Annotated in this window: 27 protein-coding genes; 14 read left to right on the forward strand and 13 right to left on the reverse strand. The window is 62.9% G+C overall.

The annotated features are described in order from the left end of the window. Positions 1-439: 439 nt before the first annotated feature. Positions 440-772 (reverse strand): hypothetical protein, encoded by a 333-nt coding sequence (locus tag RT21_RS12800; RefSeq protein ID WP_052724748.1) that lies wholly within the window; start codon positions 770-772, stop codon positions 440-442. Between the two features lie 207 nt (positions 773-979). Then, positions 980-2680 (reverse strand): OPT family oligopeptide transporter, encoded by a 1701-nt coding sequence (locus tag RT21_RS12805; RefSeq protein WP_046163013.1) that lies wholly within the window; start codon positions 2678-2680, stop codon positions 980-982. Positions 2681-2960: 280 nt separating this feature from the next. Here RT21_RS12805 and RT21_RS12810 point away from each other — a divergent pair, with 280 nt between their 5' ends. From RT21_RS12810 to csgH, 5 genes are all read left to right on the forward strand, one after another. After that, positions 2961-3545, forward strand: a complete 585-nt coding sequence (locus tag RT21_RS12810) for a helix-turn-helix transcriptional regulator (RefSeq protein ID WP_045432296.1) — start codon at positions 2961-2963, stop codon at positions 3543-3545. Next, a complete protein-coding gene (locus RT21_RS12815) occupies positions 3533-3943 on the forward strand; it encodes a CsgE family curli-type amyloid fiber assembly protein (RefSeq protein ID WP_045431266.1) in 411 nt (136 codons plus the stop codon). Before RT21_RS12810 ends, RT21_RS12815 begins: the two co-directional genes overlap by 13 nt. Before the next feature lie 116 nt (positions 3944-4059). Further along, entirely contained in the window at positions 4060-4545 is a 486-nt protein-coding gene (locus tag RT21_RS12820; protein ID WP_046163014.1) for a curli production assembly protein CsgB, read from the forward strand. A gap of 31 nt (positions 4546-4576) precedes the next feature. Further along, positions 4577-5503 (forward strand): hypothetical protein, encoded by a 927-nt coding sequence (locus RT21_RS12825; protein ID WP_046163015.1) that lies wholly within the window; start codon positions 4577-4579, stop codon positions 5501-5503. Between the two features lie 21 nt (positions 5504-5524). Further along, entirely contained in the window at positions 5525-5950 is a 426-nt protein-coding gene (csgH, locus tag RT21_RS12830) for a curli-like amyloid fiber formation chaperone CsgH (RefSeq protein WP_046163016.1), read from the forward strand. Here csgH and RT21_RS12835 read toward each other — a convergent pair. After that, entirely contained in the window at positions 5936-6190 is a 255-nt protein-coding gene (locus RT21_RS12835; RefSeq protein WP_156155717.1) for a hypothetical protein, read from the reverse strand. The two genes, csgH and RT21_RS12835, sit on opposite strands and share 15 nt — an antisense overlap. A 112-nt stretch (positions 6191-6302) precedes the next feature. On the opposite strand from RT21_RS12835, the gene RT21_RS12840 reads away from it, so the two are divergent. From RT21_RS12840 to RT21_RS12875, 8 genes are all read left to right on the forward strand, one after another. Continuing rightward, positions 6303-7313, forward strand: a complete 1011-nt coding sequence (locus RT21_RS12840; protein WP_046163018.1) for an SDR family oxidoreductase — start codon at positions 6303-6305, stop codon at positions 7311-7313. A gap of 136 nt (positions 7314-7449) precedes the next feature. Further along, the gene (locus tag RT21_RS12845; RefSeq protein WP_046163019.1) at positions 7450-8055 is read left to right on the forward strand and encodes an outer membrane protein; all 606 of its coding nucleotides are present in this window, start codon (positions 7450-7452) and stop codon (positions 8053-8055) included. A gap of 70 nt (positions 8056-8125) precedes the next feature. Beyond that, complete coding sequence (locus RT21_RS12850) at positions 8126-8803, forward strand: response regulator (protein ID WP_045431287.1); 678 nt, start codon at positions 8126-8128, stop codon at positions 8801-8803. Continuing rightward, positions 8800-10197: an ATP-binding protein gene (locus RT21_RS12855; RefSeq protein ID WP_046163020.1), complete on the forward strand. Its 1398-nt coding sequence runs from the start codon at positions 8800-8802 to the stop codon at positions 10195-10197. Before RT21_RS12850 ends, RT21_RS12855 begins: the two co-directional genes overlap by 4 nt. 85 nt (positions 10198-10282) lie before the next feature. Then, complete coding sequence (locus tag RT21_RS12860; protein ID WP_046163021.1) at positions 10283-10726, forward strand: ketosteroid isomerase-related protein; 444 nt, start codon at positions 10283-10285, stop codon at positions 10724-10726. Between the two features lie 106 nt (positions 10727-10832). Further along, on the forward strand, positions 10833-11486 hold the full coding sequence (locus tag RT21_RS12865) for a DUF2238 domain-containing protein (RefSeq protein WP_046163022.1): 654 nt from the start codon (positions 10833-10835) through the stop codon (positions 11484-11486). 181 nt (positions 11487-11667) lie between these two features. Then, positions 11668-12063 (forward strand): hypothetical protein, encoded by a 396-nt coding sequence (locus RT21_RS12870; protein ID WP_052724749.1) that lies wholly within the window; start codon positions 11668-11670, stop codon positions 12061-12063. A 299-nt stretch (positions 12064-12362) separates the two neighbouring features. Then, positions 12363-14006, forward strand: coding sequence for a methyl-accepting chemotaxis protein (locus tag RT21_RS12875; protein WP_046163024.1), 1644 nt, complete (start codon positions 12363-12365; stop codon positions 14004-14006). A gap of 155 nt (positions 14007-14161) precedes the next feature. Here the strand turns inward: RT21_RS12875 and RT21_RS12880 are convergent, their stop codons facing one another. The 10 genes from RT21_RS12880 to RT21_RS12925 all read right to left on the reverse strand — a co-directional run bounded on the left by RT21_RS12880 (position 14162) and on the right by RT21_RS12925 (position 24412). Continuing rightward, entirely contained in the window at positions 14162-15817 is a 1656-nt protein-coding gene (locus RT21_RS12880; RefSeq protein WP_046163025.1) for a complex I subunit 5 family protein, read from the reverse strand. Further along, positions 15814-17310 carry a complex I subunit 5 family protein gene (locus RT21_RS12885; RefSeq protein ID WP_046163026.1) on the reverse strand — a complete coding sequence of 499 codons (1497 nt, stop codon included), beginning with the start codon at positions 17308-17310 and terminating at the stop codon, positions 15814-15816. The genes RT21_RS12880 and RT21_RS12885 overlap by 4 nt, the downstream gene beginning before the upstream one ends. Next, positions 17307-18731, reverse strand: a complete 1425-nt coding sequence (locus tag RT21_RS12890) for a complex I subunit 5 family protein (protein WP_046163027.1) — start codon at positions 18729-18731, stop codon at positions 17307-17309. The genes RT21_RS12885 and RT21_RS12890 overlap by 4 nt, the downstream gene beginning before the upstream one ends. Further along, a complete protein-coding gene (locus RT21_RS12895; protein WP_046163028.1) occupies positions 18728-19027 on the reverse strand; it encodes an NADH-quinone oxidoreductase subunit K in 300 nt (99 codons plus the stop codon). The genes RT21_RS12890 and RT21_RS12895 overlap by 4 nt, the downstream gene beginning before the upstream one ends. Beyond that, positions 19024-19935 carry a hydrogenase subunit MbhD domain-containing protein gene (locus tag RT21_RS12900; protein ID WP_046163029.1) on the reverse strand — a complete coding sequence of 304 codons (912 nt, stop codon included), beginning with the start codon at positions 19933-19935 and terminating at the stop codon, positions 19024-19026. The genes RT21_RS12895 and RT21_RS12900 overlap by 4 nt, the downstream gene beginning before the upstream one ends. Next, the gene (locus RT21_RS12905; RefSeq protein WP_045431315.1) at positions 19928-20224 is read right to left on the reverse strand and encodes a cation:proton antiporter; all 297 of its coding nucleotides are present in this window, start codon (positions 20222-20224) and stop codon (positions 19928-19930) included. The genes RT21_RS12900 and RT21_RS12905 overlap by 8 nt, the downstream gene beginning before the upstream one ends. Beyond that, entirely contained in the window at positions 20217-20468 is a 252-nt protein-coding gene (locus tag RT21_RS12910) for an MrpF/PhaF family protein (protein WP_046163030.1), read from the reverse strand. The genes RT21_RS12905 and RT21_RS12910 overlap by 8 nt, the downstream gene beginning before the upstream one ends. Then, positions 20468-20959, reverse strand: coding sequence for a Na+/H+ antiporter subunit E (locus RT21_RS12915; protein ID WP_046163031.1), 492 nt, complete (start codon positions 20957-20959; stop codon positions 20468-20470). Before RT21_RS12915 ends, RT21_RS12910 begins: the two co-directional genes overlap by 1 nt. Before the next feature lie 83 nt (positions 20960-21042). Further along, positions 21043-23460 (reverse strand): glycoside hydrolase family 65 protein, encoded by a 2418-nt coding sequence (locus tag RT21_RS12920; RefSeq protein ID WP_046163032.1) that lies wholly within the window; start codon positions 23458-23460, stop codon positions 21043-21045. Continuing rightward, positions 23453-24412 (reverse strand): PfkB family carbohydrate kinase, encoded by a 960-nt coding sequence (locus RT21_RS12925; RefSeq protein ID WP_046163033.1) that lies wholly within the window; start codon positions 24410-24412, stop codon positions 23453-23455. Before RT21_RS12925 ends, RT21_RS12920 begins: the two co-directional genes overlap by 8 nt. 488 nt (positions 24413-24900) lie before the next feature. On the opposite strand from RT21_RS12925, the gene RT21_RS12930 reads away from it, so the two are divergent. Beyond that, positions 24901-25569, forward strand: a complete 669-nt coding sequence (locus RT21_RS12930) for a CsgG/HfaB family protein (protein ID WP_046163034.1) — start codon at positions 24901-24903, stop codon at positions 25567-25569. Positions 25570-25576: the final 7 nt, after the last annotated feature.

Genomic DNA, 25576 nt, shown 5'->3' on the forward strand with positions numbered 1-25576 from the left:
CTGCACGGTTTCGCACGATTGTTCAGCTGGCTGAGGCTGAATCGTCGCTTTCGCCCGAACGTGTGTCCGGCCGATCCGGCGACGATGGGCGTTCATCAGGCGTAACGGGTGGCACCTCAGGCGGTGCTTCCAGCGTCGGGGGCCTCGGCTGGCCTTGGCTGTCATCTCCGCTCTCGATTACATCCTGCCGCGGCTCGCGCGTGTCCAGTGGATGTTCGCGGGCTTCCTCAGGGTGCGTGGGACCGGTGCCGGCGGCGATTGTCAGCGACGCAGCCATCAATGTTGAAACGAATAACGAAACGCGTATAGCCATGAGCGTCTCCCGATTAGAAGCCATGGGGTGTCCCGGCGCAATCAGCTGCGGCAGCGGGAGCCCAACGGCTGCGCAAGAAAAAGCCCCGTCCGAAGCCGGGGCTTTTCATCTAGCGGCGAAGGCATATCAGTTGCCCGTAGCACTGCTTCCCGTGGCGGTCGTGTTGCCGACACTGGTACCTGTTTCAGTTCCCGGACCTGCCGGCTCACCGTCAACGGTGGTGCCCATACCGGTTGTCAGGCCTTCGCGGTCGGTGTCGTCGGTAGTTTTGCCGTCCATCATAGTGTCGTCATGGGCGCCGCCCATTTTGCCGTCGTGAGTGCCGCTCTTCATTGAGCTGCTATCCGCGTCGTAACGGCCCTTGTCATGAATGGCTTCGTTGTCCGTTGTGCCTGCGGCAAATACAGCGGTAGACATAAGGCCGGCTAGAGTCAGCGCGGCGAGCTTGGTCGTTTGCATGATCGCTCTCCAGTTTCAAGGGGTTCACATACTCCGGCACTGTCCACGAAAATAAATTTCACCCCAGCGCGTGACAGGATCTTTCAAAACGCTGAAACCCAGATGTGGCGGGCGTTGTAGCCCTGCCGCCATTGGTCGCCATGCTGGCAGCAGACCGTTCATCGGATGTCCACGCGCCATTCTGCCTCGAGGACGCCTGACCAAAACTCAGCGCAACAACTGCCACAACGAAATCCCGATACCAGCCATGCTTTCACCGGCCACTAACCCGGCGGCGGCAACGATCACACAACGTTCGGCCAGGCTGCCCCAGCGGGCCACGAACAGCCAGGCCAACACGGCGCCGAACGCCATCATCAGCGAGATCGAGGCAGGAATGATGAATGCCAGCCCCAGCGCCGCCGAACTGGGTAACCAGCGCAACCGCCAGACCGGCGCCGAGCCTTCGAGCAGGCCGAGCACAACGCCGACCAGTGCTCCGATCAACATCGCCCAGCGGATGTCCAGGCTGATCGAGCCGAGCCCTGCGGTCAGCGCCTGCGCCACGGCTTTCCAGGTCGCCACGGCGGGCGCTGGCCACTCGGGGGTGATCAGCATGGCCTGAGGATCAGGAATCAGCAGTTGATAGACGAGTACCCCTACCAGGCTGCCGACCAGAATACCCAGGCACTGTGCGACCACCTGGCGCGAGGGGGTCGCGCCGATTGCATGACCGACCTTGAAGTCGTTGAGCAGATCGGTGCATTGACCCGCAGCACCGCCTGCAGTGTTGGCACTCATCAGGTTGATCGCCACCTGACCAGGCGCAATGGCAGCGAAACTCAGCTGCGACAGCTGCCCGATCGCACCAATGGGCGGTATCCCGGTGGCGCCGACGACACGTGCCGCAACCATGGCCAGCACCAGCGCCAGTGGGATCGACAGCGCGGCCATGAGTGGATGGATATCAAACAGGCTCATCTGCAGGGCGATCACCAGGATGGCCGCCAGGCCCAGCCCGAGCGCCGGCAGTGGCGCGGGCCGAGCGAATCGCATGCGCTGTGCTGCAGCGCCTCGTCGGGCGCGTAAAAAACGCAGGCTGAGTGAAATCAGCGTAGCGCAGACCATCAGGCTGACTCCCGGCCACAGCAGCCACTCGATCAGCACTCCGAATTGCGGCCCGCTGGCGCCCGCGGGGATCGTCACCAGACCTTCCGTCAACAACCAGGGTGCCAGCACGCCCCAGGCAATCAACGCGCCGAGCAGCAACGACAACCCAACCCGTAAGCCGATGATTCCGCCGAAGCCCAGCAGCAACAGCGACGGTTCGAGGCTGAACGTCAAGCGCTCCAGCTGCGCACTGGGAGCCCAGCGCGGCACGCTCCACCACAGACCGTCCACCAGCTTGGCTAACGCCGCCAGCAGCGCAGCCGAGCCCAGCACCCATAAGCGCCGCGCCGCCTCAGCGCCATGGCTGTAGATCTGCTGCATGGTGGCTAAGGTCGCCATGCCTTCAGGAAAGCGCAGCTGCGTTTCGATAATCAGTGATGGCCGCAAGTACCAGGCGACCCAGATGCCCAGAAAGCTGACCGAGAACACCCAGGCCACCAGCGGCAAGGTGTCGAACTGCTGGCCGGTGATCAAGGTGTACGCAGGAATCGGCGCGACCAAACCGCTGGAAATGATCGAAGCCGCGGATGAGGCCGTGGTCTGGTTGATGTTGCTTTCGTGCAGGGTCCAGGCGGGCCTTCTCAGCACTCGCGCCAGGCTCTGCCAGAAGGCGAAACCGACCAGCAGCGCGATGATCGACATGTTGAACGACCAGCCGATCTTGAGCCCCGAGTAGATATTCGAAGGCGTCAGCACGGCCCCCAGCAGCAGGCCGGTCAACAGCGCGCGCAACGTCAGTTCGCGGGAGGGGTCACTCATGCAGGCTCCATCGAATGGGCGATTGACTCACCTTAGTCCATTAAGTCCACCACAGCGTTTCTTCAACCGTCCGTCGGGATGTCATCCTCAGCGCGCAGATGCCGACCTAATCCCAACGTGAACGCTGAACTTCGTCATTTCTGGCCGGTCGTTTAGTAACTTTTCTATGCAGCATAACGGCACTCCAAACCAAGGATTGAACATGGACGAAGCGGACTTCACCCACCTGGAACGTAACCGGCCTACCGTCACCCTGCTGACCGGCAATGAGCTTCTCGGGCTGTTCTTCAAGCACTTTCTTGGTGAACAGGCTCAGCTAGAGGTAGCCCTGGCGCGGCTCGAGAAGATCGTCCCGGGCAGCACCGATCTCTACCTACTCGACTCGGGAAACAGCCAGACCGAGCAATTGTCGACTCTGCTCGATCAGCTCGACGAGCAGACACCCGTTGCGCTGGTCAACATCGCCCCGGAACAGGCCGAGCAACTTGTCGACAAGCACCCTGCCATCCGCGGCGTGTTTTACAGCCATGCCACTCGCGAGCACCTGCTCGACGGCATCCAAGTATTGCTCGAAGGCGGCGACTGGCTGCCGCGGGTCTTGACCGAACGCCTGCTCAGCCAGTGGCGACGCATGCGCCAACTCGCTGGCAGCAAACCGTCGTTGACCCTGCGTGAGCGGGAAATCCTCAGCCTCGCCGGCAAAGGCCTGTCCAACGCCGAAATAGCCGAGCAGCTGTGCCTAAGCCCCCACACCATCAAGAGCCATATCCACAACCTGTTGCGCAAGATTGGTGCCTCCAACCGGGCCGAGGCGGCCTTTCTGCTACGTGGCCGACTGGATTGGTCCGAGTCGTGTCACGCCTGACGCTGTGCCTGTTGCTGCTGAGCCTGCTCGGCCCGCTGCAGGCTCAGGCAGCGCTGGGCCAGGCGGAAGGCGAGGCGGAACTGAGCGGGCTGATCATCGACAACACCATCACTCGCTTCGGTCACGACTTCCACCGCTACCTGAGCTTTCAATTGCAGGACGCCAGCGCGCTTGAAGGCGATCTGGTGGTGCGTGAACGTCCTTCCGCGCGCTGGGGCAGCCTGGTCTGGGTGGAGTATGGGCAGCGCACGGTCTACCGGCGCTTTCTGCAGCCCAACGTAGCGGAGATCGAAGACATCGCCACCCAAGCCGCGCAGCTGATCTTGGAGGAAGTCAACCGCAGCAAGCTGCAGAACCTACTCCAGGACACCTTCGACATGGACCGGGACGAGCTGTGAATTGCAAAAGGATTAATTCGCCCCGTTCATCACGTAGCGCTTGTTTTGCACCGTTCGATGGATGTTCAGCGCCCCGCCTGCAGTCAAGAATCCGAACACTATTCCGAGGTGCCTGCATGGATTGTCTAGCCCTATTCCGCCGCGGCTTGTTCGCCGCGCTTCTGCTCACCGGTCACGCGGTTCATGCGGCCGACCTGATGGACAACGGAGACCTTGCGGGAGGCTCAGCGAGCCTCGCTGATCAGTCGGCGGCTGCGTTGCAATTGCCCGACATGCAGGTCGCGCGAGTGCTGCAAACAGGCAGCGACAACCTCGCTGACGTAAGCCAGACCGGCACGGCTCAGCTGGCGAACATCATGCAGCAGGGCAGCGACCAGCAGGCCTTCATCCTCCAGCAAGGCGAGAACCAGATCGCCACCATTCTGCAGATCGGCCAGGGCAACTTGGCCGACATCAGCCAGATCGGCAGCGACAACCAGGCCGCGATCGCTCAGATTGGTTCGAACAACGCTGCCAGCATCGAACAGCTCGGCAGCGGCTTGAGCAGCAGTGTCACCCAATACGGCAGCGGCCAACGCGTTCAGATCGTCCAGCATCGCTAATCACCAGCATCGCTAATAAAAAGGTAACCCTATGCGCAGTCTGCATCTCCTTGCGTCAGCCGCTTTGCTGTCTGTCGCCGTTGGCGCCCATGCCGACAACAGCGCCAAACTCGTGCAGACAGGCAATGACAACGACGCCACGGTTGATCAGACCGGGCTGCTTAACGAGGCCACGATCCGCCAGAACGGTACGGCGAACAGCGGTTCGATCTTTCAGGGCGTGATCGCCGAGGAAAATGTCGCCAGCATTGTGCAAATTGGCAGCAACAGCGCCTCCATCTACCAGGGCGATGAGACTCGCTTCTCCAGCGCCAGCGTCTATCAGCAGGGCACCGGCAACCGCGCCGAGGTCGAGCAGCACTGGTATACCAATGAGCTGCAAATCAGCAGCATCGGCGACAACAATTCCATTTCGGCCACTCAAAATGGTTTCGCTCGGGCCGAGGCACGTCAGATTGGCAATGGCAATTCGCTGGTAATGACCCAAGACGGCATTTACCACGGCAATTGGACAGCTGTGTATCAGGTCGGCGACGAGAACAGGGCTAGCATCGAGCAGGGCGATGGCAGCGATATTCAACTGGCCCAGAACGGCAACCTGAACACCGCGACGATCTCGCAGTACAACCTGTTTGGTGAAGTCGAGTTCAATCAGGCAGGCGACGACAACCTGCTGACAGTTGAGCAGAGCGGGCGCAGCAATGCATTCCGAGGCTCGTCAACTGGAAATGGCAACAGCGTCGAGTTGGTGCAATGGTTCGATGGCAACCAAGCCAGCGTGGTGCAATCGGGCGATGACAACATCGCCGCCATCAACCAGCTAGCTGGCTACAACGAGGCCCGCATCAACCAGGTCGGCATGGCAAACCAGGCCTCGATCACTCAGAACGCCGAACTCATGAACGCGGTGATTTCGCAGACGGGGACCGGCAACATGGCCACCGTTACCCAACAGTGATCCAGACCTTGGCCATCCCCTATGCTCACCGCGACCCTCGCCGCCATGCTGCTCGCCTCCGCCGGTCCGGTTGATGCTCGCCTGGAGCTGCTGCCCGAAGCCGACCGGTTGAATGTGCGGTTGTGCTTCAGCAGTGCCGAACCCCACCGGCTTAGCTACCAGCTGGAAGTGCGTTCCAAGGGCCACGCCGGTACCAGCCGCAGCCGCCAATCGGGAGAGTTGACCAGCGGGCCTGAAACGCAGTGTCCGCTGAACAACCGACTCGGTATCGCACCTGACAGCCAGATCGAGGCGACGGTCACCTGGTCCGTTGATGGCCAGCAGCAAGTGCCTCTGCACCAGACCTACCCAGCAAGCCAACCCACCGATTCGGCGCCCTCGGCGCCAGATTCCACGCCTGCTGCAGCGGATCATCTATTCGTCAAGGCTGATTCAAACCGGCGATAGCGGTCTTGGCTGACTGCGTGCAAGCCGGCGCCCCACCTCGATCCTCTTCAGCTCGACGTAGTGATACGTCAGGCTCGATAGCGCGCGCACCATGGCCACCTCAAGCAGGGTCAGCAAACCGTCGACCAGAATGCTGCCGCTACTGATGCAGCGCGTGATTTGCTCGCTTCCTGGCTGCTGAAGAATGGTGATGTATTCGGTCAGAACATGCCCGCTGTACCTCGGCAGCGCCAGCAGCACCACCCAGCCCAGGATCGATCAACCGCTGCCATCCATCGCCTGCCCGGAACCGGAAGCGCGGCCACGGCTTCTACCGAGCCAATCCACATCGCCGCTATCCGAGGAGATCCCGATGCGCATTTCTCTCAAACCCTTGCATGAGCAGGTCATCGTTATCACCGGTGCTTCGAGCGGGATCGGCCTGGCGACCGCCCGCCTCGCCATCGAAAGAGGCGCACGCGTGGTGCTGGTGGCGCGTAACGAAGAAGCCCTGCTCGACATCGAGCGTGATCTGAACGCGGGTGACCGGGTTCTTCACGTCATGGCCGATGTCGGCCAGCGCGCGCAGCTGGAACGCGTCGCCAGCGAGACCGTCGCCCGCTTCGGTGGCTTTGACACCTGGATCAACAATGCCGGCAGCTCGGTATGGGGACGCTTCGATGAGGTCAGCGACGAAGACCACTATCAGGTGATGCAGACCAACTTCTGGGGCACTCACTACGGCTCCTCCATCGCCGTTAAGCATCTGCGCGACAAAGGCGGCGCCCTGATCAACATCGGCAGTGTGGAATCGGCCAATGCCCTGCCCTTCCACAGCAGCTACAGCGCCAGCAAGCATGCGATCAAGGCGATGACCGACGTGCTGCGCGTCGAGCTGCAAAAGTCGCACTCGCCGGTATCGGTAACCCTGGTACGCCCCTCCTCGACCGACACCCAATTCATGGATCACTCGAAGAACTACCTGCCCAGCGCGCCAGTGTTTCCGCCGCCGGTCTATGCCCCCGAAGTGGTCGCGCGGGCGATTCTGCATGCCGCCGAGCACCCGCAGCGCGACGTTTATATCGGCAATGCCAAGTTGCTCTCGCGACTCGCGCAGAACGCGCCGCACCTGGCCGACTGGATCAACCGCACCTTTGTCTACGACACCATCAAGAGCGGCCGCCCAGACCGACACCCACGCGGCGCGCTCTACGACAGCGATGTCGGCAGCGCGGGTGACGGCAGCGCCAGTGGCGATTATCCGGGCATGGTGCTGACACGCAGCCTGTACACCCGTGCCACGCAGCATCCGGTCGCGACCACAGCCGCCGTGGCGGTGGGGGCAGCAGCATTGGTCGCCCTGCTGGGGCGTCGCGGGCGCTAGCTGACCACCAGCGCAGCCCAGGCTGCGCTGGCTGCATGATCGTTCAGCTCAGGTTCAGCCAGGGTTCAGGCGCTGTTCAGCCTCCCGCAGGCACGATGGAGACGTAAATTTTTCCACGCCTGCAAAGGAGCGACACATGAACAAGCTGCATACCCTGGCCATCGCCACCACTCTCAGCGTCTTTACCCTCGGCGCCCAAGCCGCCGACAACTTCGCTGGCCTCACCTGGGGCAAAAGCACCGTCAACATCGACCGTTCCAGCACCCTGAAGCAGAACATGCCGGGCGCGAACCGTTTCGACGACACCATCAAGAACAGCGGCACCTGGGGCATCCGCGCCGGTCAGATGACCGATGAGGCACGCTACTATGCCACCTACGAAAACGTATCCGACGACTACGGCAGCTCGCTCAAGCTGCGTCAGCAGAACCTGCTCGGCAGCTACGACATGTTCCTCCCGGTCGGCGACACCACCCGCCTGTTCGGTGGCGCCAGTGCCGGTCTGACCAAGCTCGAGAATGAGTCCAGCGGTTACCGCCGCGACAGTGACATCGGTTATCTGGTGGGGCTGCAGGCTGGTGTGCTGCAAGACGTCGGCAAGAACACGTCGATCGAAGCGGGTTACCGCTATCTGCGTAGCAACGCTGGCACCGAAGTGGCCGAGCGCGGCGTTGGCAAGGTCGGTTCGATCGACCTGCATAGCAGCAAGCAGGCCTACCTGGGCGTGAACTACAAGTTCTAAGCAGGCGCGCTTGCATCAACAGGAACACGGCCGGGGATTGTCCCGGCCGTTTGCATGACAGGAGCCGCACATGAAAGTGCTGGTGGTGGAAGACGAGGCGCTGCTGCGCCACCACCTGCTGACTCGCCTGAGCGAAAGCGGGCATGTGGTCGATGCGGTGGCGAATGCCGAAGAGGCGCTTTACCAGACACGGGAATTCAATCATGACCTGGCCGTGGTCGATCTCGGCCTGCCGGGCATCTCCGGCCTGGATCTGATTCGCCAGCTGCGCAGCAATGGCGAGCGCTTTCCCATCCTCATCCTCACGGCGCGCGGTAACTGGCAGGACAAGGTCGAAGGATTGGCCGCCGGTGCCGACGACTACGTGGTCAAACCCTTCCAGTTCGAGGAGCTGGAGGCACGGCTCAACGCGTTGCTGCGACGCTCGTCCGGCTTCACCCAGGCGAGCATCGAAGCCGGCCCGCTCAAGCTTGACCTCAACCGCAAACAGGCACTGGTGGATGACGAGCCCCTGCCGCTGACCGCCTTTGAATATCGCATTCTGGAATACCTGATGCGTCACCAGCAGCAGGTGGTCGCCAAGGAACGGCTGATGGAGCAGCTCTACCCGGACGACAACGAACGCGACGCCAACGTCATCGAGGTGCTGGTCGGCCGGCTGCGTCGCAAGCTGGAAGCCCACGGCGGGCTTAAACCCATCGATACCGTTCGCGGCCTGGGTTATCTGTTCACCGAGCGCTGCCGATGAGCCTCAATTGGCGCCGCTGGCGCGTGCTGGCTCGGGCCGCACGCAACGGCACCCTGTCGCTGCGCCTGCGCCTGATGCTGGGCGCCACCTGCCTCGCCGTTCTGTTCATGCTTGCCCTGCTGCCGGTGCTGCAGGCTGCGTTCAGCCTCGCCTTCGAGCGGGTCATCGAAGAGCGCCTGGCCGCCGATGCCAATACGCTGATCACCGCATCGCGCATCGAACAGGGCCGATTGGTGATGCCGGCGCGGTTGCCCGATGAAGAATTCGACCTGCCCGATGCGAAGCTGCTGGGTTACATCTACGACCCGCAAGGCAAACGGCTCTGGCAGTCACGTTCGGCCGAAGACGAATCCATCGACTATCAGCCACGCCTGCAGGGCGACGTCACCGAATTCCAGCGGATCCGCGATGCCGATGGCGCCGAGTACTTCGTCTACGACGTGGAGCTGCGGCTGAACACCGATCAGCGTCAGGCGTTCAGCTTCGTCACCATGCAACCCACCAGTGAATACCGCAGCCTGTTCGAGGAATTCCGGCAACAGCTGTATCTCTGGCTCGGTGGCGGATTGCTGGTGCTGCTGACGTTGCTTTGGCTGGGCCTGACCTGGGGCTTTCGCTCGCTCAAACGACTAAGCCTCGAGCTGGATCAGGTCGAGGCGGGGCGGCTGGATCGGCTCAGCGATCGACACCCCCGCGAACTGTTGCGCCTGACCCGCTCGCTGAACCGCTTGCTCGACGGCGAGCGACGCCAGCGCGAGCAGTACCGCAACTCGCTGGGCGACCTGGCCCACAGCCTTAAGACGCCATTGACGGTGCTGCAGAGCGTCGGCGAGGCGATCAGTACGCAGCCGGACAACCGCGAACAGTCCCGTGTGATGCGCGCGCAGATCGAGCGCATGAGCCAGCAGATCGGCTACCAGCTGCAGCGGGCAAGCCTCGGTCAGAGCGGCCTGGTGCGCCACCGGGTAGCGCTGCAGCCGCTGCTGGTGCGCCTTTGCAGCACGCTGGACAAGGTTTACCAGGACAAGCGCGTGCAGGTCGAGCTGCAGGTTCCAGCAAAGGCCACCCTGCCGCTGGAGCAGGGTGCGCTGATGGAACTGCTCGGCAACCTGCTGGAGAACGCCTACCGGCTCTGCCTCCATCAGGTGCGCATCAGCCTGCAGCAGGGCGACGAATACCTGACCCTGAGCGTCGAAGATGACGGGCCCGGCGTGCCGGTCAACCAGCGCGCCCGGATCCTGCGTCGTGGTGAACGGCTGGATGCCCAGCACCCCGGCCAAGGCATTGGCCTGGCAGTGGTGAAGGACATCATCGACAGCTACGGCGGCGAGCTCAGGCTCGACGATTCCATGCTTGGCGGCGCTGCGTTTCGGTTGCGCCTGCCGGTGGATTGAGCCGACGAAGGGATCTGTCGATTGATGCCTGTTCCGGGTGGCGGCTGCTACAGTTCGTAGTCCCGCCACTTACCGGACGCGACAAATGTCACTGGACGACAACAAACGGCTGGTCCGCCAGCACATCGATCTGAGCTGGAACCGCGGACACCTGGCCCTTGCCGAGAAGCTGCACAGCAAAGACTTTCTCTACAAGAGCTCCTTCGTCGGCCATCCGATGGCCAGCCCTGAGTTCGCCGCGATGGTGACCCAGATCCGTACTGCCATGCCCGATCTCGAAGTGGTGGTCGAGGAATGCGTTGCCGAGGGCGACAAGGTCGTCACCTGGAGCACCCTGATTGGCACCATCGAAACACCCGCGCTCGGCTACCCACCCAGCGACAAGGTCTTGAGCATTTCAGCGATGGCCTTCTGGACCCTGACGCCGGGGCAGCAGATCCGCGAGATCTGCACCATGTTCGACATGGAAAGCTTCCGTTCCCAGCTCGGACTGGCGACCCGCACCTACGCCGAAAAAGCCCTGCCCTGACGGCCGCGAGCGGCCAGAACGGGAGCGTTTCGCGCTTTCGCAGCAGTCATCGCCCCGGTTTCGCGGTCCATTGCACATGCGCCCGATTCCGAAAAAGGCAGGTTGAATGCACCGACCGCTGTTGTTCAAGACCCTGGTTTTCCTCGTTGTACTGGCCTTGCTGGCCTCCGCCATCAACCCGCACGACCGTACCACCTGGCTGATGGAAGTCCTTCCCGTGGTCATCCTGCTGCCGGCATTGGCTTACACCCATAGACGATTTCCGCTCTCTTCGCTGCTGTACTTGTTGCTGGCTGTCCAGGCCCTGGGGCTGGTTGCGGGCGGCCATTACACCTTCCCCCGTGTCCCGGTCGGCTTCTGGCTGCAGGACTGGCTGGACCTGAGCCGTAACCCTTACGACCGGCTTGGCCATTTTTTCCAGGGCGTTGTGCCTGCGCTGATCGCGCGGGAACTGCTGGTGCGTAATGAGCGCGTTCATGGCAAACACCTGTTGCCGTTTGTCTGCGTAAGCATGGCGATGATGCTCAGCGCTGTTTACGAGCTGGTCGAGTGGGCGGCGGCCCTTTCGCTTGGCCAGGGCGCCAAAGCCTTTCTGGGCATGCAGGGCGATCAGTGGGACACGCAGGCCGACATGTTCTGCGCGTTGCTTGGCAGCCTGACCGCCATGACGCTGTTGGTGCATCTACACGACCGCAGCATGGCCGCGATCGGTAAACCTCGGCAAAGCCTAACGGCTGTACAAGGCGAAACCGCCCGATAACTACGGTCAGCTGGTTAACTATCGATTTAATTGAATTAAATAATTGGCTGAATTAATCAATTAGCGACAGCGACACTTAGTATCACAGTTGTCGATTTGTACTATTGATACGCTCGCGTTTGTTCAACTGACCCTCGCCCGTAGCATGTGTCCCGTACCCACTAATACCGAGGACACACTCATGAAAAAGCTATTAGCAGCTGCCATCCTGGCCAGCGTTGCTTCGACGGCCTTTGCGATCCCGCCAAGCCATCCGCAACCAATTCTGGGGGAAGCGCAAAGCACCTCAACCGTCCAAAAGCAGTTATCAACTGACCGCACCCTGTCTGAAAACGGTTTCGATCGCACGCCATTGAGCGAGCAAATTGCTGAAGACGGATTCGATCACACTCCCATCAGCGAGCAGATTGCTGAAGACGGTTTTGACTCTACGCCGCAAGCGGAGCAATTCGCAGAAGATGGATTTGATCTGACACCTCAAGCCGATCAAGTCGCCGATGACGGTTTCGACCGTACTCCGCTGGGGCAGTTACTGGCGGAAGATGGCAGTGATCGTACCGAGCTCGGCACAGCCTGAACTTAACGCTTCAACTCAAGGCGCCGTTGGCGCCTTTTTTATGTGGCAATAAAAAATTAATAAGCACTCGCTCCGCGAGTATTTACAGCCGGATAAATCCACAGGAGCAAATAGCTTTCTGACGGCCCTTAGCCTATCGGAAGGCTCGCTCACAGAAAACCGTACGATTCCTGTACAGCATCGATACCAAAGTACAGTACTTATGATGTCTTGATGCCACTACCCTGACTGAATAGTCATTTCAGGGACGATGGTGCAGTCAGCTCAGGGAAGATCCTCATAAATTGTGCGGAAATCCCATGAACCTAACCGTCAAATTGAAGCTCGGCCTGAGCTTTGCAGCACTTACGCTGATCGTTCTGCTCATTTCTGCGTTGGCGATTGCCGAGCTTTCCAAGTTCAACGATGCCTTCTCTGACTATGTCGAAGGTGTTAACGCCCGCGAAGAGCTGGCGTCAGCATTACTCATCGCGGCGCAACGCCGCGCAGTCGCAGCCCGTAACCTGGTGCTGGTGTCCTCGGAAGCTGACCTGAAGCTCGAACATGCAGCAGTCCTCGAAGCACACCGCGACGTTCAGACTCATCTCAGTAATCTCAAGACGGCGGTAGATCGTTTGTCTGGTGCTGAGGCCAAAGAAGAAAAGCAGCTTCTTGCCGAGATAGCCCGCATAGAAAGCCTTTACGGTCCAGTAGCACTGGACATCGTCGAACGCGCCGTAGCCGGGCAGCGCGAAGACGCCATCGTGCGGATCAACCGAGACTGCATTCCACTGCTGCGTCAGCTGCTGGCCGCCGGCGAACGCTATATGCAGCACAGCCGTAGCGCCGCGAACGCGGAAGTGGTGGCCGAGCGCAACGAATATGAAACCCAACGCAACCTGATGATCGGTGTCTGTTTGATTGCCGTATTGCTCGCGCTCGGTCTGGGTATCGGCATCGTCCGCAGCTTGTTGCGCACGCTGGGCGCCGAGCCGCTCGATCTATCCGCTGCAGCCCGCCGCGTCGCTGCTGGTGACATGCGCAGCATGCCGGGAATGGAGCACGCGCCGGCTGGCAGCGTCATGGCCTCCCTTGGAGAGATGCAACGCAGCCTCGGCGAGCTGATCGGGCAGGTACGGCGCTCAGCTGAAACGATATCGTCCTCCGCCGAAGAGCTATCCCAGTCTACCGAGCAGGCGAGCCAAGGCGTCATCGCACAAAAACTGGAAGTCGATCAGGTAGCCACGGCGATTCATGAAATGGCTGCGACAGTGCTCGAGGTCGCGCGAAACTCCGAGCAAGCGGCCAGCGCGGCGGATTCAGCCGATCAGCAAGCGCAAGCCGGCGAGGCGACGGCACGCCAGGCGGTGGTACAGATCAAGCGGCTTGCCGATGAGGTGACAAAATCGACCGCGGCGATGGCGCGCCTGAAGAGTGAAAGTGAGCGGATCGGCGGTGTACTGGACGTTATCAAGTCGGTAGCGGACCAGACCAACCTACTCGCGCTGAACGCTGCGATCGAAGCCGCACGCGCTGGCGATGCCGGCCGAGGTTTCGCCGTGGTGGCCGATGAGGTGCGAACACTTGCTCGTCGCACCCAGGACGCGACGGTCGAAATCCAATCACTGATCGAAGGGCTGCAGCGGATTGCCGAGGAGTCCGCTAAAACCATGCAGGGCTGTAGCGATCTGACGGAGGCCACCGTGGCGGGCGTCGACGAGACTGGTGCGGCGGTGGCAGACATCACCTGCATGATCGCCGCTATTCAGCAAATGATGCAGCAGATCGCAACTGCGGCCGAAGAGCAAAGCGCCGTGGCTGAAGAAATCAGCCGCAGCGTGACCCGAGTACGCGATATTGCCGATCAGTCCGCGACGTCCAGTGAGCAGACAGCCGCCTCCAGCGTGGAGCTCGCACGGCTCGGTAGCGCTCTGACTCAGCAGGTCCGGCGGTTCGAGATCTGACGCGGGCTACGCCTGATCGATGAGCGCAAACGGGAAGCCGAATGGAATCGGCCCTGCGTTATCGGTGCCGTGTATTTAGGGCCGTGCGTGTTCGGCCATCCCTCCCCACGCCGTAACCGCAAGCGAGGTGTAACCAGGGTTGCAAGCGCAACGCGTCACCACAACCAACCCAACCACAGCAAAGCGGCCAGCAACCAGGCGCTCATGGTGAGTGCGCCGGTGCTCCAGAAGCGGTTCCAGCGGCGCTCCCGTTGCCGCCAGCGCGAGGTGTTCGGATGGAGGGTTGGAACGGCCATCGGTGGGCGTAATACCAGATGCCGGAGTCGCAGCGAGAGCGTCAGCGCCGGGTTGGGTAGATTCGCCAGGCGTGCCGGAACCTTCCAGCCCCTTTTCAAGGCCACGCCAGCCAAAACCGATGCCAGCAGTAGCGGCCATAGTGCGGCCCAGATGCCCCCAGGATAAAGGCCATGCAGCATCGGCTCGCGCAGGGCGGGCCACAGCCAGGGCAAGAGTAACGAGCTGCTGCTAAGCAACGCCCAGGGCAACAGCTGAGGTAGCGGTGGACGCGTCGCGGGCGCATCGCGGGCATCCTGGCGTAGCAACCACAGCGCGCGAATCAAAAGCAGGGCGGTAGTCAGGCTGCTGAGGCTCAGCCAGACCAGCCAACCTTCGAACTCACCGGCATGCCAGACGTCTTTCAACGCGGTCTTGACTGCCCCGCCGCTGGTCAGCGGCAAGCCCACAATCGCCAGGGCCGGCAGTGCCAAAATCGCCCAGCCGATGCGCGGAAGACGACCGGCATGGATCAAGCCCGCCGCGAGAAACAGCGCCCCCTTGGCCAGGCCGTGATGGACGCCGTAGAGCATCAGCACGACGGTCATCGCCTGGAGTTGCTCGGGATGTCGCCAAGCCAGCGCCAGCAGCATCACCAGATAGCCCATCTGACTGACCGATGAATAGGCCAGCACCGCTTTGGCCTTTCTTGCCGCGAGCCCGAGCAATGCGGGGTAAACGGCGCCGAAGATGCCCATGGCGAGCAACACGTCCGCCCAGCTCGACAGCAACGGATCGCTTTCTGGCAAGCATCGCCAAATGCCCAGCAGACCGGCCTTGAGCATCGCCCCGGACAGGACCGCGCTGGCCGGTGCAGGTGCTGCCGGATGGGCCAGGGGCAACCAGACGTGCAGTGGCCAGAAACCGGCCTTGAGCCCCAGCCCCGCCAGCAACAGGACCAGCGTCAGGCCATCCATGGGCAGCATTTGCCAGGCGGCGAAGGAGAAATCGCCGTCCGCGTCGTGGCTGCGCAGCATCAGCCCAGCGAGCAAAGCCATTTCGCCGCAGATCGCCAGTTGCAGGTACAGCCGTCCGGCGCGACGGGGGCCGGGCCCACGCCGATGCACGATCAACCCATACGCGGCGAGGCTCATGGCGCTGAAACCGAGGTAGAAGCTCAAGGCGTCGGTCGAGATGATCAGCATCAGGTTGCCGGCCAGCGCCAGTAGCCAAAAGGTCCAAAAGCGAAGCCGATGAGCGTCATCCTTCTGGCTGCTGCTGGCGAAGACGCTTGCACAGCCCCACAGCAGCGCGGTGAAGCCCAGCCAGGCACGGCTAAGGTCATCACTGGCACCCCAGCGCACGCCATCCCAGAGCATCGGCAGCTCCAGCAAGGGAACGGGCTGAGCAACCAGCGCCAGCGCCGGAATACAGGCCAGCCATAGCCAGCCGATGGCCCGTTCGCGCCAGATGGCCAGGCAGCCCGCGGCCAGAAGTGGCGCCACCGGCACCAGCATCCAGAGCCAGGCGCCGCTCATATCTCGAACTCGCGATTGACGATCAATTGCGCCCAGCCCAGCGGGCTCAGCGCCGTGCCGGCCAGCACGCCCACCAGCACTGACAAAAAGGCGGTGAAGATCGCGGGGAGCAACAACATCCAGTGGGTTTCCCAGCGCTCCTCGCGCCAGTTGTCTTCGTGCCAGTCAGCCGGTTCGGCGAACCAGCCACGCCACAGGAGCGGCAGGAAATAGCCGGCATTGAGCAACGCAGACCCCATCAAGACCAGCAGCACCCAATCCTGCCCGACCTCCAGCGCGCCCATGCCCAGCGCCCACTTGCTGACGAAGCCAGCAATCGGCGGAATGCCGATCATGCCCAGCGCACCGATACTGAACGCCGTCATGGTCAGCGGCATGCGCCGGCCGACACCGTCCATTTCGCGAACACGATGGATGCCAAGGGTTTCGGCGAAATTGCCCGCGCAATAGAACAGCGTGACCTTCATCAGCCCCTGATGGACCAGATGCACCAGCCCACCGACCGCCGCAATCGGCCCGAGCAGCGCAACGCCAAGTGTCACGTAGGACACCTGACTGATGGTCGAGTAGGCCAGGCGCTTCTTCAGCTCCTGCTGCTGCAGAGCGCGCATCGAGCCATAGAGGATCGTTGCCGCGGCCAGCCAGAGCAGCGGCCCGGCCATGTCCAGTTGACCCATCGCCTCGGCGCCATAGACGTCATAGACCACCCGGATAATCCCGAACGCACCGGCCTTGACCACCGCCACCGCATGCAGCAGAGCACTGACGGGCGCCGGAGCCACCATCGCCTTTGGCAGCCAGCCATGCAGCGGGATCAGCGCCGCCTTGACCCCAAGCCCAGCGACCAGCAGGACGAAGGCGACGCGCAACGCCAGGTCGTGCTCGCCCACCGCCGGCAGCAAGTAGCCGCCCGGCTGGAAGTCCTGCCCGCCGGCCAGGCCATGCAGCAGCGCCACGCCCATCAATACCAACGCACCACCGCCCACGGTGTAGGCCAGATAGACGCGCCCGGCGCGCAGCGCTTCGGGCGTACCGCGATGCACCACCAGCGGGAATGTCGCCAAGGTCAGCATCTCGTAGAACAACAGAAAGCTGACCAGATTGCCCGCCAGTGCGAGGCCTACGGTGGCGCTCACGCAAAGGCTGAAATAGCCGAAGAAGCGCGACTGCAACGGAGAATTTTCAAGGTAGCCAATGGCGTAAACGGTAGTGGCCAGCCACAGCACAGACGACAGTGCGACGAACAACAGCGACAGCGCATCGCCTTGCAGCACCAGCGGCGCGCCGGGAAGGAATGGCAGACTGAAGCGAAACTCCAGGCCTTTGCTCACGCCATAGATCATCGCCGCCACCAGCAACAGCTTGATCACCACACCACAGAGGTTGAGCGTGACCCGCAACCGATGCTGGTCTTCGTGCAGGGTGAAGATCAGAAGGCCCGGCACCAGCGAGCTGAGCACGATGGCCAGCGGTAACCAATGGGTCCAGTTCATCGTGCCACCCCACCGAGCCAGAGCAGCAAGGGCTCGCTGATCAGCGCCAGGCTGAGCACCAACAGCGCCGGCAGCATCGCCAGCCATTGCGCAACGGGATCAGGCTTGACGCTGGGTGGGTTGGGCCGCGCACGATCGAAGCCCAGCGCCACCACACGGAACACATAGGCCGCCGACATCAGCGTGCCGAGCAGCACACCAAAAGCCCATGGCCAGTGCTGCGGTTGCTCGAACAGCGGCTGCAGCAACAGCCACTTGGCAAGAAAGCCTCCACTGGGCGGCAAGCCAATCAAGCTGCCACCGGCGACAGCGAAGGTCGCCATGGCCACCGGCATGTTCTGGCTGGCCCCTTTCAACGCACGTACCCGACGCGTACCCAGCACCCGCTGCAGCTCACCGGCAGCCAGGAACATCGACACCTTGGCCAGCCCATGCGCCAGGATGAACAGCCACAACGCTGCCTCCATTCGCGGCTCCTGCCAATGCAGCAGCAGGCCGAGCGCCAACAGCGCATAGCCCAGCTGCGCAACCGTTGAATAGGCCACCAGCATTTTCAGGCGCGGCGCGCGCAGCGCCGACCAGCCGCCAGATATCAACGCCAGGATGCCGGCCCCGGCGAATAGAAACCCGGCCTGACGCCCCAGCTCCGGTGGCGCGATCTGGCTCCAGATCAGCCACAAGATATAGATCGGTCCCTTGACCACCAGCGCGGAGAGCAAGGCGCTGACCGCCGTCGGTGCGCCGGAATGCGCCGGAGGCAGCCACAGGTGCAGCGGCCACAATGCCGCCTTGAGCATCAGCCCGACACTCATCAGCAATAGCGCCAGCCGGGTCGTGCTGTCGGCCTCGGTCAGCTCGGCCAGCACCAGCACATCGAGCACGCCGTAGCGGCCATAGAACAACGCCACGCCGAACAGGTAGGCGAGCGACCCGGCCAGCGACAACATCAGGTAGTTGAAGGCCGGTCGATAGGCCTTACGCCCGGCCAGGGCCACCAGCGCCACGGCACAGAGGCTCAGCAATTCAAGCGTGACGTACAGGTTGAACAGGTCTGCCGATAGCCACAGCGCGACCAGCGACGCATGCAACAGGCACGACAACGGCCAGTAATCCTCGTTGCCAGTGGCGTGCGGGCTGCGCGCTGCATAGAGCGCGACCAGCAGATGCAGGCCGGCGGTAAAGACCATCAGCAGCGCGGTGAGCGGGGTCAGCTGGAACCGGATCGCCAACGGTGTCTCCCAACCGCCGATCTGCAACAGCTGCGGCCCGAGGCTGATCGCCTGCTGCAAGGCAAACGCCGCGGCGGTCAGGCTGGCTGCGCTCATCAGGATCACGCAGAGGCCACTGCGAGCCGGCCGCAGCAACACCAGCAGCAGAGCTGCAAGCAGCGGTAGGGACAGGCTCAGCAACGCCGCATTCATTGTCGCGGCTCCTGCTGGCCCTTTGAGTGCTCCTGACCCTGCGCCACGCCGGCCAACCGCAACGCCAGGGCGGTGGCGCTGACCGCCACCACCAGCCCGGTCACCACCAGCGCTATCAGCAGCGGATCGCTCGGCTGGCTGCGCGCCGCCAGGGCAATCATCACCAGAAACACACCACTGCCCATCAGGTTGAAGGCGATGATCCGGCGCAGTGCCTGACGCAATGTCAGCAGGCCGTGCAGCCCCAGTAACCAGAGCGTGGCACCGATGATCATCCAGAACAGGCTGCTGGTCATGAGGAAACGTCCTCCCCTTCGCCCACCACCAGCAGGCTGAGGCTCGCAGCGATCGACAGGGTCGCTACGCTCTCGATCAGGACGATGAGCAGCTTCGCCGCCCCGCGTGGGTAGGTCAGCCAGCCCTCGCCCAGCCAGGCGGTCATCAACGCAACACCGATAAACACCAGCAGGCCGCCCAGCACCAGCAAGCGCAACGGCGTGAATGACCAGCGCAACCGTGGCACCAAGCTCGACAAGCGCAGTAGCACCACACCCGAGGCCAGTAGCGCCCCAGCCTGAAAGGCGCCACCTGGCGCGCTGGCTCCGCGCCAAAGAATGTAGCCGGCAGCCAGCACCAGCAGCGGGGCCAGCACCCGCGCCCAAGCTCGTAGAAGCGGCCAGGGCTCCGCCAGATCCAGCGGTCGCGGCCCCAGTTGCCGAGCGCCAAGCAGCGCCAGCAGCAGGACGGCCAGTTCCAGCAGCGTGTCCCAGGCGCGGTAGTTCAGCAGCACGGCGGTTACCGGGTGGCTGACACCGGTCTCATCCAGATGCAGTGCGATCAGCGCCGGCATACGCGGCTCTACCTCACTCAGAGGCGCCAGCCCTTGCACCAGCAGGATCAGCATTGGCAGCACCACAGCCGCGGCGCCCAGGCGCAGTCGCGTACCGGTGGCATCTGGCAGATCCGCCGGCCCGGGCTGGCGCGCCAGTGCGGTGAACAGCAGAACACCCGTCAGCCCGGCGCCAATCGCCGCTTCGGCCAACGCCAGGTCCGCTGCGCCCAGGCGCGCCCAGATCAACGCCAGTGCGAGGCCGAAGGCGATGAACAGCAGCACGCTGGTGTAGAGGTTGCGACCATGCAGCGCGCCAAAGGCGAGCCCCAACAGGAGTAGGCCAAGCACGCCGTCGAACAGCCATTCAGTCATCGCGCGGCTCCTCACCGGCCTGTCGCGCCAGCAACTGGCAGGCGGTGGCGCTGGAGGCCAGCAGCAACAGCCAGATCAGCACCATCTGCCCGACCTCCCATAGGCTGTCGGCACGCAGCGAGAGGCCGGCAATCACCAGTCCGAGGCCCAGGGTGTCCGCCTTGGTTAAGGCATGCAGACGGCTGACGGTGTCGGGAAAGCGCAGCAGACCGATACTGCCCGCCACGAAAAACAGCAGACCGCCAATCAGCAGCAGCCAGCTGAGGCCATCCAGCAGCAGCTCAGTCATGTCGGCCCCTGCGCAGCAATTGCACCAGCGCGGCGCTTGCGACCGCTGCGAGTAACCCCAGCAGCAGCGCCACGTCACGTAGCGCCGGTTGGTGTTGCCATTGAGCCAGCACCAACAGCAAGGCCGTGCCGGTGGTGCCGAACAGCTGAATCGCCAGCAGCCGATCCACCCGACCCGGCCCCCACACCACGCGGCCGAGCCCTATGATGATGGTTAGCAGCAGCAGGGACGCGTACACCGCCATCAATGCGAGCGCCCCCGCACCAGGAGCTGCTCAAGTCGCTGTTCGAGTTCGCTCACGGTGGGTTTCCACGGTTGGCGCTCATCAAGCACATGCACCCGCATCTGGTCGCCCTCCACTCGCGAGGCCAGGGTGCCGGGTAACAGGCCGACCAGCGCAGAGAGCACCAGCCGCACCTGAGGCGAAGAGCTAGCAACCGGATAGTCGAGCCACGCGGGCTGCAGCGGTCGGCGTGGATGAACCGCACGCACGGCCACATCCCAGGCACCAGCGGCCATCCTGCCGAGAAAGAAACCGACAAACCCAGGCAGCGCCCGCAGCGATGGGTGCCAGGGCCGCAACCCTAACCAAACTGAAAGCCCTGCGGCCAACAGGATGGTCGGTACGCCCAGCGACCATCCGCCACCTTCGCTGAAGAGTGCCCAGACCAACGCATAGATCACCACCCAGCCCAACCCATCCAGCCATCGGCGAGCGCTTCCGACCTCCATCATCACTGCGTCTCCTTGTCTGGCACGTTCTGTTATGGAACGGGCTCTGGACCGGACGTTCCGCTGGATCGACGTACTGGCGTGTTTCAATGCGTTGCCGAGCGACCCTGCGGCGTCGGGATGGCGATCTCGAGCGACTCACCCGGCCCCAGCTGGCAGCTGCCTTGAGCATAGTGCAGCGGCACCGAACCCGAGTTTTCATCGGCGGCGCGAACCCACAGCGAGCCGTCAGCCAGCTGCAGATGCAGGCGCGCCTGCCGGAACACCAGCGACAGCGCTATCTGCTGCAGCTCCGGCGGTGGCGAGGGAAACATGTACAGGCCATCAACCTCCAGACGAACCCCGAGGTAATGGCGCTGCAACACGTCGAGCGAGCCACACATTGCGCCGAGATGGATGCCTTCCTGAGTGCCGCTGTTGCCTGGCGAACCCAGATCGGTGGCCAGGGCCTGCTGGTAGTAGGACCAGGACGCCTCGCTGTCGATACCCGCCAGCGCACCGGCGCAGACAACCTTCGACAAACTCGACTCATGGGTGATGCGGGCGAGGTGATAGGCGACGGTGTGGCGTGTGCAGGCAATGTCATGCCGGTAACCCATACGTTCGAGGATCTGCTGCATGGTCTGTCGGGGTAGCAGGTGATAGGCCATCAGCACATCGGCCTGTTTGGTCAGCTGGTAGCGATCGCAGCTGTCATGCCGCGCTTCGAGCATCCAGTCCAACCGCGGCCGGTCACCGTGCAACCACTCCTGCGATGGCGCTTCCAGCTTGTCGAAACCTTCGAACTGGCTGAGCAATTGATCGTCCACGAAGGGCAGGTAAAGCCCTTCAGCGACCGTTTGCCAGTGTTCCGGCTCGTTCGGCTCCACCGTCAGTCGTTGCCGGAGCGCGGCTGCATCGGGCTCGCTGAGCAACGCCAGCACCTGCCGCGCGCGGTCGAGCGTCCAGGCCGCCATCAGATTGGTGTAAGTGTTGTTGTTCAACCCCGGCTCTGCCGCGTCCGGGTAGCTGTTGTGATATTCGTCAGGGCCGATCACACCGCAGATCAGATAGCGCTGCCGCGACGCATCGAACTGCGCCAGGCTGGCCCAGAAACGCGCCACTTCAATGATCAACTCACCGACCGGCCCGGCCAGCAATGCCTCGTCAGCAGTGGCCAGATACAGCTGCCAGGCGTCGTACGCCACGGCCGAACCGATATGCCGCTGCAGGCGGGTGTGGTCGGCCATCCAGCGACCGGACATCGGGTTGCACTGCCATGGCGGCGTCTCCTCTTCGCCCGTGCGTGCGCTGCGCCAGGGGAACATGGCCCCCCGCAGCCCGGCGCGACGGGCCCGTTCGCGGGCCTTGTCGAGCCGCGCATAACGGTAGTCGAGCAGGCTTCTGGCGAGTTCGGGCCAATGGGTTGCGAGTATCGGATAGGCGAACAGCTCGTCCCAGAATACCTGGCCGTAATAGCCTTCCATCCAACCCCGAGGCGGAAAGCCAAGGTCACGCCCAACGCTGAGTGGCGACACGGTCTGCAGCAGGTGAAAGGCATGAAAGTGCAGCGCATGCTGCAGCTGCGGATCGTCCGCAGTGAGCGCGAGCCCCTGCCACAGCCTTTGCCAGGCTTCGGTGCTCGCCTGTTCCAACTGCTCATAACCGTCACATGGCAACTGTCGCTGTGCCTCGACACGCGCATCCTCGTCGGTTGCGGGTCGTTCCTCGTCGACCAGCACCACCGCGCACTTCTCGATAATCAGCCGACCGCTGTCCGCCACGGTGCAGTCCGTCTGCTGGATCAGCCGATGATCATCTAGGGTGGTGCGCCATTGCAGGGGTTGTTCGGGCGTCCTGATCTCTGTCGCCATCGCCAGTCGACGGCGATGGTCGTGCAGCCGGGCGCTGAGTGCGGCCGCGCCCTTCTCGTCATGGTCGAAGGCAAGGTGCTGCAATCGCCGTCCTTCATAGGCACGGTTGCGGCGAACCCCGGCGTTGCGTACGCCACCGTCCAGCACTGTCCGCAGGCGCAGTTTGAGGCCGGGCGGCAACTGCAGCTCCCAGCGCAGCACGGCGAGATTGGGCGTCGCCATGCTGACCAGACGACGTTCCAGCAACCTCACGCGATATTCAGCCAGATCGAATTCGAGGTGCCGTTCGAGCACGCCGGTGTCCAGGCTCAGCGTTTGCCGATAGCGCTGCAGGTCGACCCTATCGAGGCTGAACCAATCGCCATCATCTAACGCAAAGCTGAGACCGAAGGGGTCCGGCAAGTTGACCAAGGCCGCCATCTGCACCGGTTCGCCATTAACCTCGCGCGGCGCCTCGTCATACCAGCCGGCGCGGTAGAAACCGGCGTAGTGCTGGCTTCCATCCGCATGCTGCTGAACCGAGGCTTCTGGCGCACTGGCCCGCCACGACAAAACTCCGTTGCCCAGTGCGAGCAAGGCTTCGCGCCGTCGCTCATCGCCGCGCTCGTAATGCTCGAAGACGACCTGGCACCGCGTGTTCGGCTCAGCCATCCAGCGTCCTCGCCTTGTCGAGCAGTTCCCGCGCCAGCTCGATCACCTGTTGCCGATCGGCATACGCGGGCTGCGAGCCATAACCCGTGACGGCAAGATTCGCCGCGGCCACGCCCCAGGCGGCGGCGTCCCGTGGCTCAAGGCCTTCGAGCAAAGCCACGGCGAACACGCCGGTAAAGGCATCGCCAGCGCCGGTGGTATCGACCGGTTCTACGTCGCCCGGCGGGAAGTGCAGGGTCTGGTCAGCCGTCGTCAGCACGCAGCCGCCATCGCCGAGCTTGATGCACACCACGGCAGGCCCGTCGCGCTGCAGTTGACGCGCGGCACTCGCGAGCTGGTCCAGGGTGTCGAGCGAACGGCCAACCAGCCCTTCGGCTTCGGAGACGTTCGGTGTGATCGCGTACAGTCTGGGCAACAGCGCCTGCTCCACCCGGTCGGGGAATGACGGGTCGAGCACCGCCTGAATGCCGTTTCGAGTTGCCGCTTCCAGCGCCTGGCGTACCACCGGCGCCGGCACTTCGTAATCGAGTACCAGGCAGGCGGGGGTTGCGCAACCGTCGATGGCGGCGGCCATGGCTTCGATGGCCGCGTCGTCCCAGCAGTCGTTGGCATTGGTCGCCAGGACGATGTTCTTCTTCCCATCCGGCGGCACCATGATCATCGACACGCCAGTGGACTGACCCGCGGCGCGCCCGACGTTATCCACCTCGACGCCAGCCTGACGCAACGGGTGGAGTGCCTGTTCGGCCAGCTCGTCATCGCCGACGCGGCCGAGTAACAGACTGCGGTGACCGAAACGCGCGCCGAGATACGCCGTATTGCTTGCCTTGCCGCCGGACAGGCGACACAGGTCATGGGCCAGCTGGGTTTCGCGACTGCCTGCAGGCTCGTCGACCCGCACCTGGAAGTCAGCATTGATGCTGCCCAACGACAGCAAGGTGAGACGTTGCATGGACATGCTCCGACGGCTCAGGCTCGTCCTTCAACGGACCTGAACCGCCGGCGAGGGTTCGCGTTTCGCTGAGCGCAAGACTCAGCCGAGGCGGAACCGCGCGGTGTTCTGAGCCAGGCACAACGCCCCGTCCTTGAGCGTTCGGCGAAACCTTTACGATGCCGTCCGGCGAGTGGCTGGCCCTGCCTCTGCCTTGGAACTGCTGAACCGACGGATGGCGGTCCCGGCTGATTCAAGTGCGAACCACGACACTGGCACGGTGCCACCCTTGTTTGTAGACTCCGCGCCGTAGTCTGGCTGACCGACGTCTGTCCTCAGCGCGCATTCGGACCAAGGAAACAAGTAGTCATGGACGCTCTGTATCACCCCCTCGCCCCGCCTGCCTTTTTCTTTCCCGTACCGTTCTGGCTCACCCAGCGCGATCGTGCAGCCGCATCCATAACAAGGCCGAAGGCCGACACCCAACACACATTACGAGAAATGATCAGATGAACAAGAAGCTCATGGCCGGCTTGGTCGGCATCAGTCTTCTGCTCGGCGGCTGCGCTACCGAACAGTCGCGTACCCTTGAGGTAGCGAAAGTCACCTCCGCCAGCAGTGCCTACCAAGGGCAGCGCAGCCCGATCGCCGTCGGCAAGTTCGATAACCGCTCCAGCTATATGCGCGGACTATTCTCCGACGGGGTCGACCGCCTAGGCGGCCAGGCCAAGACCATCCTTATCACCCATCTGCAGCAGTCCAATCGGTTCAACGTGCTGGACCGGGACAACATGAACGAGCTGGCCCAGGAAAGTGCGATCTCCAACAAACGCGCTCAACTGCGTGGCGCTGACTTTGTGGTCACCGGTGACGTGACCGAGTTCGGCCGCAAGGAAGTCGGCGACCAACAGCTGTTCGGGATCCTCGGCCGTGGCAAATCGCAAATCGCCTACGCCAAGGTGGCATTGAATATAGTCAACGTGAACACGTCCGAAGTGGTGTTCTCCGCTCAGGGCGCAGGCGAGTACAGCCTATCGAACCGCGAGGTGATCGGCTTCGGTGGCACCGCCAGCTACGACTCCACCCTTAACGGCAAGGTACTGGATCTGGCCATCCGCGAAGCCGTCAATAATCTCGTTTCGGGCGTCGACAGCGGTGCCTGGCGCCCTGCGCAATAAACCTCAA

The organism is Pseudomonas sp. 10B238 (assembly GCF_000970615.1).
Taxonomy (GTDB): domain Bacteria; phylum Pseudomonadota; class Gammaproteobacteria; order Pseudomonadales; family Pseudomonadaceae; genus Stutzerimonas.